This is a genomic window from Streptomyces sp. NPDC034670 (assembly GCF_055574875.1).
Window position 1 is genome coordinate 1 of record NZ_JBVITR010000134.1, and the last position, 2,252, is coordinate 2,252.

General features: G+C 75.9%; 1 protein-coding gene. It reads left to right on the plus strand.

Annotated elements, in window-relative coordinates; all coding sequences use genetic code 11:
* The coding region (locus tag ACZ56B_RS32800) for a polyketide synthase dehydratase domain-containing protein (protein WP_468798731.1) at positions 1 to 2,252 on the plus strand (2,252 nt) is incomplete at both ends.

Genomic DNA, 2,252 nt, shown 5'->3' on the forward strand with positions numbered 1-2,252 from the left:
GGTGTGGAGCGCGTGGTGGCGGCCGTCACCGACCGCGGGCGCCGCGCCACCCGGCTGCGGGTCTCGCACGCCTTCCACTCGCCGCTGATGGAGCCCATGCTCGACGAGTTCACCGAGATCGCCGCCCGGATCGACTACCGCAGCCCGCGCTGTACGGCGGTCAGCACGGTCACCGGTACGGTCCTCGGGGACGGCGACTGGACCAGCGCCGAGTACTGGGTGCGGCAGATCCGGCAGCCCGTCCGGTTCCACGAGGCCGCCGCCGAAACGGTCGGCGGGCAGGGTGCCGTGCGGCTGCTGGAGATCGGTCCCGACCCGGTGCTGAGCAGCCGCGTCGAAGCCGCCCCCGACCGTACGGCCGTGTCCGTGCTGCGTGCCGGGCGCCCCGAGGCCGAAACCTTCCTCGGGGCCGTCGCCGAGATGTTCGTCCGCGGCGCGGTCGTCGACTGGGCGGCCGTCTTCGTCGGCACCGGAGCACGACCGGTCGAGCTGCCGACGTACGCCTTCCAGCGGCAGCGGTACTGGCTGCGACCCGGCGGCTCCCGGGGCGACGCCCACGGGCTCGGTCTCGGAGCCGCCGAACACCCGCTGCTCGGCGCGGCCGTCCCCGTCGCCGGGTCGGACGCTCTGCTGCTCACCTCACGACTGTCCGGGGACAGCCACCGATGGCTGGCCGAACACGTCGTCGCCGGGCGGGCCGTCGTCCCCGGCACCGCCCTGCTCGAACTCGCTCTCCAGGCCGGTGACCGCGTCGGCTGCGACCACGTCACCGACCTCGTCCTCCAGGCGCCGCTCGTCCTCCCCGAGGACGGCGCCGTCCAGGTGCAGGTCGCCGTCGACCCGCCCGAGGAGGCGGAGACCGGCGACGAATCACGTGCCGTACGCATCCACTCCCGTCCCGGCGACGCCCCCGCCGGCACACCCTGGACCCTGCACGCCACCGCCACGCTCACGGCGCGATCCGCCGCACCCGACTGGAACCTGCGCGCCTGGCCGCCTTCCGGCGCCGAACCGCTGCCGCTCGACGGACTGTACGAGCGGCTGGCCGCGGCCGGGCTGGCGTACGGGCCGACGTTCCGAGGCCTGACCCGGGCCTGGCGGCACGGCGAGGAGCTGTACGTGGAGGCGGCACTGCCGGAGTCCGACTCCGCTGCCGAGGCCGCCGGGTTCGCGCTGCACCCGGCGCTGCTGGACAGCGTCCTGCACGCACTCGGCCTCCGGAACCCGGACAGCGGCGAGGCCCTGCTGCCCTTCCTGTGGTCCGGCGTGTCCCTCACGGCGGTCGGCGCCACGGCCGTACGGGCCCGTCTCGTGCCCGCCGGCGACGGCGAGTTCGCGCTGCGCGTGGCCGACCCGGCCGGCGAACCGGTCGCCGCCGTCGAGTCGCTGCTGCTGCGCCCCGTGTCGGCCGCCGACCTCCACGCGCCCGGCACCGTCGACCACCTGTACCGGCTGGCCTGGGTGGAGGCGGACCACCTGCCCGAAGCCGACGCCGACGCCGACGGACTCGCCCCCGACCGCCCCTGGGTCCTGCTCTCGGCCGACGCGCGCGCCGAGGATCCGTGGGCCGCCGCCGGTGTCCCGATGACCCGCCACCGCGACCTGGACGACCTGATCGCCGCCCTCGACGCGGGGGCGGAGGTACCGGATGTGGTGATCCTGCGGGTGCCGGCCTCGGCGTCCGGTGCGGGTGGATCGGCCGGGATGATCACCGTCAACTCTGGTGAAGTCCTGGGTGGGATTGCTGATCTCCTGGGAGTCATGCGGACCTGGCTGGCGGACGAGCGCCTCACCGGATCGCGTCTGGTCGTCACGACCTCCGACGCGGTCCCCGCCGGTGCTGCGCCGTCCCAGGCCGGGACCGGCCCGGATCCGACCGGCGCCGGTGCCTGGGGCCTGGTGCGGTCGGCGATGAGCGAGCACCCCGGCCAGTTCACCCTTGCCGACCTGGACGGCGACCCCGCGTCCCACCGGACGCTGGTCCGCCGCCTGGCCGCCGCCGACGAGCCTCAGCTCGCCCTGCGCGCCGGCCGGACCTGGCTGCCGCGCGTGAAGCGGGTGGCGTCCGACGGTGTGCTGGTGCCGCCCGGCGGCGGCGACGCGTGGCGGCTCGACGTCGTCGCCGAGGGCCGGCTGGACGGTGTGGCGCTGGTGCCGGAGGCGCCGCGGCCGCTGGGGCCGGGCCAGGTCCGGGTCGCGGTGCGGGCGGCCGGCGTGAACTTCCGCGACGTGCTCAACGTCCTCGGCACCTA